The sequence below is a fragment of the Corynebacterium mustelae genome, assembly GCF_001020985.1.
GTDB classification, from domain to species: Bacteria; Actinomycetota; Actinomycetes; order Mycobacteriales; family Mycobacteriaceae; genus Corynebacterium; species Corynebacterium mustelae.
This window is the reverse complement of record NZ_CP011544.1, coordinates 35,533-42,805: the sequence shown is the minus strand read 5'-3', so window position 1 is coordinate 42,805 and position 7,273 is coordinate 35,533. Positions and strand designations below refer to the sequence as shown.

Genomic DNA, 7,273 nt, shown 5'->3' with positions numbered 1-7,273 from the left:
CCCGGCGGCTCCACTGGTTGTGATTCCCCCGCCCCTTGTGGGTGGGGGTTTTATTGTTTTACCTGGTGTTTTGTTTTTACTATTAACCCGCTTATGTGGTCTGGGGTAGTCTTAGGTTGTCTTATATTTGGCACGTTTTTGGCACGAAAGATCTCCACCATGGCACAATTCGGAAGCATACGTAAACTCCCCTCTGGGCGCTGGCAAGCACGGTACAGCCACCACGGTGGTCAATACAAAGCACCCGGCACCTTCAAAACCCAACGGCTTGCCATAGCCTGGCTAGCGGAGGAAGAAAAACTCATCACATTCGGAGGGTGGACACCGCCCAGCCAACGCGAAGCTCCCACTACTGGGGCCACAGCCGCCCTAACGGTCGGTGAGTGGGTAACAGAGTACAACGAGGGGCTCCGCACCCGAATTAACCCGATTAAACCCTCAACACACGCCAACTACGTAAAGGTCACCGAGAACCGAATCACCCAGCCACAACCACCCGGCGACGCCGATCTCCGCATCACCGGCCTAGCCGCAACACCCCTAGCGGAGCTAACAAAAACCAAGGTGTATGCTTGGTGGTCCGCCATTTGCGAGACATACGACTCCCCGACAGTAAACCAACAGGCGTACAAACGCCTGAAGGCCGCATGCGCGGAGGCGGTCGAGCGCGAAATGATACCCCGCAGCCCCGTCGAAATTAAGGAAGCAGGTAGACGAGTCAAAAGCGACGAGAAGTATTTACCTACTGACGCGGAGCTGCACGCCATTTTGGGGCATATGAACCCGAGATATAAAGCTCTAACCTCGTTGGTTCTTTTCCACGGGCTGCGGTTAGGCGAAGCCCTCGCGCTGGAACAACACCACGTAAGGGTTACTGGGGAGGTGCCTTTTGCGCCTCGTGTGGTGGTGCGCGTGGAGCAGAATGCACAGCGGATCAATAAACGCGGCGAGCGGACGTACATGCTATGGCAGTCGCCTAAAACCACCGCCGGGTACCGCGACGTGCCTATCCTGCGGAGTCATACCCAGATATTTTTAGACCACCTTGCCAACTACGCCCCCACTGAAACGTGCGCCGTGCAGGTGTTTGAGAAAAACCGCGAAGCGCTGCAAGAAAAGCTGCTGCTGACAGTGACGGAGAAAGGTGCTCCGATGATGGATACCAGTTATCGTAGCGTGCTAGGCCGTGCGAAAGAACGCGCTGGGGTGTGCATGGACATAGACCCTCATTGCGGTAGGAACTGGCTGATTACTAGGTTGGCGGAGCAGGGGGCGCACTTGAAAGAGATTGGCCGACTGTTGGGACAAGAGGACATTTCGACGATCCTGGGGGTGTATATGAAGGTGCGTGCGGGGCGGGTGGATACGCTGATGGATCGCGTGGACGACTCGCTGTAGCCGAAAAAATAGGACCCTCTCCAATCGGGGAGGGTCTTTCATTTTATTGGTTTATTTGGTGCGCGGGGTTTGCGGGGTGCACACCTGCGGGCATCTGTGGCCTTTGCATACCCGGCGGGATTCTCGAAGGTTCTGGTAGTCGGTCTGCGATTTCGCACAGAACCCACAGTATCCCTGAGCTCATGAGGCCGGTCACCATGGTGGTGATTATGGATATCCCTTCTTCCGGATAGGCGAAGAAGGTTAGTATGCCGATTACTATTCCTATGGCGCTGAGGCTTCCGAACCCTATGGCGAGGTTTTTAAAGAGTTTAAGCACGCTGGTTTCCTTTCGTATATTCGTCTCCAGATGAGTACCGTTTGGCGGGCTACCCCGAGTTCGTGGGCTATCGCTCCTGGGTGCTCTCCGTATAGTTTCTCAGCTTCTGCATATGCTAGCGGATCTATGAGCAGCTCCGCAGCAAAACGGTCTGCTTGCCATTCCTGCCGGGTGTTAAAGCACCCCTCATGCCCGTGGTAGGCGTGGCCTAGTTCGTGTGCGAGTGTATGTAAATAGTCGCCCCTACCTAGGTCTTTGGCTAAGAGTATGGTACGGGCTTGTGGGAACCAGCCGCCGAGATCTAGGGGGTGCAGCACCCCTTGAGTGTCCGTGAGTACTTGGATTCCTAGGTCTTCGGCTAACTGGAGGAGTTTAGGCTCCTGATCCGTAATCATCGTCTCCTTCTTGTGGTTCTCTCATCCTCCTATCAGCAGCATAGCGGCTACCTCTTACATGAGACAGGTCGTCGATGTGGGTGACGCTCGCCGGGTTGAATTCGACCGGGCCTTCGGCGAGGTCGATCACGTTCGGGTCGGCGTCGTTTGTGAAAAGCAACCGCGCTTCGGGGTCGGAGCGTTTGAGTATTTCGTCAAGTATTTGCTGGTTGGTTGCTTTTCGCAAAGCATACTCAATACCGATGCCGTCAGTTTCGTGCTCATGGATGTAGCCGTTTTCAATCAGCCCAGTTATGGGCGACCGTCCATAGGAGCGGCATAGTGCGATAACCATTTCCGGGGATAGGGAACCTTTTTCCATCTGTCGTTGGATTGTGGTTTGTGCGTACCCGACTTTTGCTGATGCGCTCCGCATGGAGTCGGTGCCTATCAGGTTTTGTAACCATTGTTTAACATCCATGGGCCCCATCGTATAGCGTTTTGTGGTCAACGTAAAGCTGAGGGTAAAGAACCAGTTTAACGGCGTTGTTGGGGGTGACTTGTGGGGGTGTTGTCCATTTCAGGTTTTGCACACTGTGGTCATTCTTGGCAAACTGTGGTCACAGGTTGCAACACGGCAACACGGAAAACAAAACACAAAAACCGAAAGGAGAACCCCCATGCAAAAAGCACCACGCTACCGCTTCCGGCCAGGCGCACTAGACCACATCATGCGATCACGGAACCTCACCACAGACGAACAACTCGCCGCCTGCATCGGAGTAAACCCAGACGACATCACCCAACTACGCGCCGGGGCAGAAGTCACACCCCGAGTAGCCCTCAAAGTCGCCACCATCCAAGGCGACCCAACCTTCATCAGCGGATACTTCGACCTCGTCAACGACCCCCTAGTAGCTGCTTGAGACAAGCGCCCACCACAACCACCATCAATTCCTCATACCAGGGAAATAACCAATGACAACCGAAATGCCCCCATGGCTGACGGTAACCGCAGCCGCTGACTACATGGGCTGCTCCAAAGAAACCGTCCGACGCCTCATCAACGAAAGAAAACTCGTGGCCACCTACTTCACGCCACGCACACTCCGAGTAAGCCGCGAATCCATAGACAATCTCGCCGCAAAAAACACCGCATAGAAAGCAACTGACCATGACCCTCCTACTCACAATCGCACTGCTCCTCATAACAATCTTCCTCGCCGCGTGGGTGGCCGATGCCGACCGCAAAGCAGAACAAGCCCTCGACTACATCAACGAGCTAGAACTCCAACTCATCCGACAAGAAGCCCGAACCCATGGAACCCCTAACCGCCTTCATCGTTCTATGCACCCTAGTCAACGTGTTGTTACTGACCGTCATTATCCGACTGCGTAAACACGCGAAAAAGCATTTAGCGCAATTAATGCCGGAGCGCCAGCGGTAAACCCTGGTGCGGCCTGCCCCGGCCGGGAACACACATGCGTGGGGTTCGACTCCCCACCCAGGCACACAGCCCCCAAGAACCACCCCACAGTAAAACGTCTGGGCGGAACTCGGGTGGGCGCGCTTTTTGAAAACTCGATAGTGAAACGCCCCTCAAAGGAAAAATACTGGCGGGAGAGCGCACCACGTGAGTGCGCCACGACCCCGCAAGCCCACCACCGTACTGGGCAGGAACCCCGCAGTGGCACGCGGGAGGCAAAACAAGGGGGGCAGTACAAATGAAGAACCTTCACGGCCAAGGTACGGAAAACAGATTGGCCGAAAAAGGGCATGTGCATTTTCCAGTTATGCAACCCCCGGGTGCAACCCCTGGGCATGCCACGAGGCCACCCGGGTGTGACGCCCCGCCGGAACAGTCACCAGCGGGGTACAAGCGCCGCCATGAACCCCAGCTCTCGAACAGGGGGAGCGGAACCGCTGCACCCGGGCAGCCCCACCACACACCAAAAAAATAGGGAAACACCATGAACGACTACCTCATTCACCAACTAGTGTGTGACCTGCCCGAATACATTCGGGACGCCGCAAAAAGCAACGGTTACACACTAGCTGAAACCAACTCGCCCCCACGGTGGGACGAGGCACAGCAACAGCAAGACCTACTGATCACCATCGCCAGCCGGAACATCCAGGCACGCGACCAACTCATACGAAACCTAGGGCACGCACTCGACGCCGCGAACCGTGAACGTCTAAACGAACAATCCCGCGCCCAAGGACTCAAGGAAAAGGTCAATAACCAAAAAGACTCGCTTTCAAAGATTATCGAGGAGCGCAAGACGCTCCAGATCGAAATAAAGAATCTAGGGCGGAAGCTCACGGTGTGGCACCAACGCCAAGCCAAAGCACAAAAAGCCCTCTATGAGCTCCGGGGAAAACACCCCGAGGTGGATTACACCGACCTTGCCGATGCGCTTAGTCTCACCCTCGAAGAACAGGGGGAGGTGGGGGAGTGAGTACGAAACCCAACCCCCTCGACCTGCTAGCAAAAGCCAGTAGGTGCATCGCAATGGCTAGAACACTCTCGGGGTTCACCGCGAAAAACCACGAGGAACTCAACCAAGCAGAACGCTCCCTCACCCGGGTTCAGCAACGCATATTAGCTGAGAAACAACCCCCGGCTAAACACCAGCCACACCCCACACAGGTGCAGCTGATGCACACCGAACGCGCCCTTATCCTCCGCGAAAAGCAAATGGAACTGGCCGCAATCGCCGCTAAATGGGTCGCGCCACAGCGAACCATCTCGGCCATGCAGGATGCGATTGATGCACTGACCCTGGAGATCAACCGGATACACCAGCTGCAGAAAATCCCCAGTAGGGAGACAACATGACACCAATCCCGCCCTGCTACGAGGTCGTGAATCTCGACCTACCAACACGGGACGCAGACTTTCATACACGTATCCGCTTCGCGGAAACCGCCAGAGCCCATGAGGCTACCCACCTCCTCACCATCACCGGTGAGGTACGCACCTGGTTGCGCTTCGGCTGCAACCAATCTTTGCCCGTGCGGGAGCCAGGGCAAAAGCACATCGAACTGATCCCCTACACAAACATTTTCGCGCTGCTACGCCGACGTCGGAATAACACCGACACCGGCACGGCCGCAGCCTAACCCCTGAAAGGACAAACCCCATGGATCTAACCACCCGACTGCTGGAGATCGCACAGAACTACCTCACAAATGATCTCGACCCGATGACCATCGCCGAGATGCAGGAATCCGGAACCCTGCCAGACGTCGACCCGGAGGTTATCGAGGAAGCAATCAAACAACTTGACCTCGTGAAACTACACCAATCCACGCTGCTGCCAGAGGGCACGGAAACCCGAGTCGAGCCACTCGCAGACTCCATACGCGCCATTGCCGAGCATTGCTTCAGGAGCGTAGACATCGACAACCCGGTAGAAACCGCAACCCTGAAAATCAACATCCGGCTCGAATTGGAGGACAACGGAGAGTTCATAGAGTGCGATGCCCAAACCGATATCACCAAGTTTTTTAAGGAGGACTAGCCATGACACCCACCACGCAGATACAAGATTTCCTCAACGCCGCCGCCAGGGTCAAAGCTGGGCTCACGGATATGTATATAGCACTAGGCGCTATCGAGACGGTCGCCCTCGACTGGGCGGAAGCGTCCGGAAACCTGGGGGAGTACAACACCCCACCAGCCCCGGAACCTGTGGTGACACAGGCACCTGAACCCACCCAAACAACCGTGCCGGCTCAACCAGACCCGACACCCGAAAACACGCCACAGCCAGCACAAACAACCCTGCCGGCCGACGTGCCGGCCGAAGTCGAAAAACCCACGCCGGAACCCACACCCACAGCACCAGAGCTGACCTTCGAGGACGTAAGAACACGGCTCGTCGACATAGCCAAACAAGGCCACGCCGACGCGGTGAAAAACATGCTCACCAACCTAGGCGTCAGCAAACTATCCGACATCCCACCAGAACGCTACCCCGAAGTCATGGCACTAGCAGACGGGATCATCCAATGACCGAAACACACCACGCAGACCGAGACCACGCCGTACTATCCGCATCCGGATCACACCGCTGGCTCAACTGCACCCCATCGGCAACCATCGAAGCCGAACTACCCGACACCACAACAACCGCCGCAGAGGAAGGAACCGCCGCCCACGAACTAGCCGAACACAAACTAAAAAAGAAACTCAAACTCCTCAAACCCCGCACCCGGAAACCAAAATCCGAATACGACAGTGCGGAAATGGACCAACACACCGACGACTACGTCACCTACGTCCTAGAGGCCTACAAAGAAGCCAAGAAACTCAGCACAGATGCTGAAATAATCTTGGAGCACAAAGTCGACTTCTCCCATCTCGTGCCCGACGGGTTCGGGACCGCCGACTGCATCATCATCGCCGACGGAACCCTCACCCTCATCGACCTGAAATACGGGAAAGGCGTACTCGTCGACGCGTGGGAAAACCCCCAGCTGAAAATATACGCCCTAGGGGCACTCAACGACCTCGGCATGCTCTACGACGTCGAACGCGTCAAAATGGTGATTTTCCAACCGCGCCGGGAAAACATATCGGTTTTCGAGCAAACCGTGGAGCAGCTGAACACCTGGGCGCAGGAAACCCTCGTACCCCAAGCCCAACTAGCCGTAAACGGCGACGGGGAATTCAAAGCAGGCGAGTGGTGCACCTTCTGCAAAATCCGAACCACCTGCCGGGCTAGGGCGGAAAACGCCCTAAAGCTAGCAAAGCTGGAGTTCAAAGACCCTCCGGAGCTCACCGATGAGGAGATAGCCGATGCGCTGAAGATCATCCCTGATCTGAAACGCTACGCCGAAGCGCTTCTCAACTACGCGACGGAAAAGGCCATGCAGGGCCATAACTGGCCGGGCTTCAAAGTGGTCGAGGGTCGAAGCATACGAAAGTACACCGACGAGCAGGCAGTCATCAGCGCCTGCGAAGAGGCTGGGTTCACCGACATTTTCCAAAAGAAGCTTCTCACCATCACGGCGATGCAGAAGAAGCTCGGCAAGAAGCAGTTCGAGGAGCTTCTCGGTGATCTGGTGCATAAACCGGCGGGTAAGCCCGCCCTGGTGGAGGCTAGCGACCCGAGGCCGCCACTTCATATCCCTACAGCTGCGGAAGAATTCGCAGAATTTCTCAACTAGAAA

The 7,273-nt window shown here is 56.0% G+C and carries 12 protein-coding genes; 10 read left to right on the top strand and 2 right to left on the bottom strand.

Annotated elements, in window-relative coordinates:
- Positions 1–159: 159 nt before the first annotated feature.
- Positions 160–1,398, top strand: a complete 1,239-nt coding sequence (locus tag CMUST_RS15670; protein WP_144414121.1) for a tyrosine-type recombinase/integrase — start codon at positions 160–162, stop codon at positions 1,396–1,398.
- A 288-nt stretch (positions 1,399–1,686) separates the two neighbouring features.
- Here the strand turns inward: CMUST_RS15670 and CMUST_RS15660 are convergent, their stop codons facing one another.
- Both CMUST_RS15660 and CMUST_RS16250 read right to left on the bottom strand, forming a co-directional pair.
- Positions 1,687–2,112 (bottom strand): ImmA/IrrE family metallo-endopeptidase, encoded by a 426-nt coding sequence (locus CMUST_RS15660; protein ID WP_047261462.1) that lies wholly within the window; start codon positions 2,110–2,112, stop codon positions 1,687–1,689.
- Entirely contained in the window at positions 2,090–2,572 is a 483-nt protein-coding gene (locus CMUST_RS16250) for a hypothetical protein (RefSeq protein WP_052844521.1), read from the bottom strand. Before CMUST_RS16250 ends, CMUST_RS15660 begins: the two co-directional genes overlap by 23 nt.
- Before the next feature lie 199 nt (positions 2,573–2,771).
- Here CMUST_RS16250 and CMUST_RS15650 point away from each other — a divergent pair, with 199 nt between their 5' ends.
- From CMUST_RS15650 to CMUST_RS15610, 9 genes are all read left to right on the top strand, one after another.
- Positions 2,772–3,017: a hypothetical protein gene (locus CMUST_RS15650; RefSeq protein WP_047261463.1), complete on the top strand. Its 246-nt coding sequence runs from the start codon at positions 2,772–2,774 to the stop codon at positions 3,015–3,017.
- 52 nt (positions 3,018–3,069) lie between these two features.
- Entirely contained in the window at positions 3,070–3,252 is a 183-nt protein-coding gene (locus CMUST_RS15645; RefSeq protein ID WP_047261464.1) for a helix-turn-helix domain-containing protein, read from the top strand.
- 13 nt (positions 3,253–3,265) lie between these two features.
- Positions 3,266–3,490, top strand: a complete 225-nt coding sequence (locus CMUST_RS15640) for a hypothetical protein (protein ID WP_047261465.1) — start codon at positions 3,266–3,268, stop codon at positions 3,488–3,490.
- 572 nt (positions 3,491–4,062) lie between these two features.
- Positions 4,063–4,554, top strand: a complete 492-nt coding sequence (locus tag CMUST_RS15635) for a hypothetical protein (protein WP_047261466.1) — start codon at positions 4,063–4,065, stop codon at positions 4,552–4,554.
- A 53-nt stretch (positions 4,555–4,607) separates the two neighbouring features.
- The gene (locus tag CMUST_RS15630) at positions 4,608–4,934 is read left to right on the top strand and encodes a hypothetical protein (protein ID WP_047261467.1); all 327 of its coding nucleotides are present in this window, start codon (positions 4,608–4,610) and stop codon (positions 4,932–4,934) included.
- Positions 4,931–5,218, top strand: coding sequence for a hypothetical protein (locus CMUST_RS15625; protein ID WP_047261468.1), 288 nt, complete (start codon positions 4,931–4,933; stop codon positions 5,216–5,218). Before CMUST_RS15630 ends, CMUST_RS15625 begins: the two co-directional genes overlap by 4 nt.
- A 20-nt stretch (positions 5,219–5,238) precedes the next feature.
- On the top strand, positions 5,239–5,619 hold the full coding sequence (locus CMUST_RS15620) for a hypothetical protein (RefSeq protein WP_047261469.1): 381 nt from the start codon (positions 5,239–5,241) through the stop codon (positions 5,617–5,619).
- 2 nt (positions 5,620–5,621) lie between these two features.
- Positions 5,622–6,113, top strand: a complete 492-nt coding sequence (locus tag CMUST_RS15615; protein ID WP_047261470.1) for a hypothetical protein — start codon at positions 5,622–5,624, stop codon at positions 6,111–6,113.
- Positions 6,110–7,270, top strand: coding sequence for a DUF2800 domain-containing protein (locus tag CMUST_RS15610; RefSeq protein ID WP_047261471.1), 1,161 nt, complete (start codon positions 6,110–6,112; stop codon positions 7,268–7,270). The genes CMUST_RS15615 and CMUST_RS15610 overlap by 4 nt, the downstream gene beginning before the upstream one ends.
- The last annotated feature ends 3 nt before the right edge of the window (positions 7,271–7,273 follow it).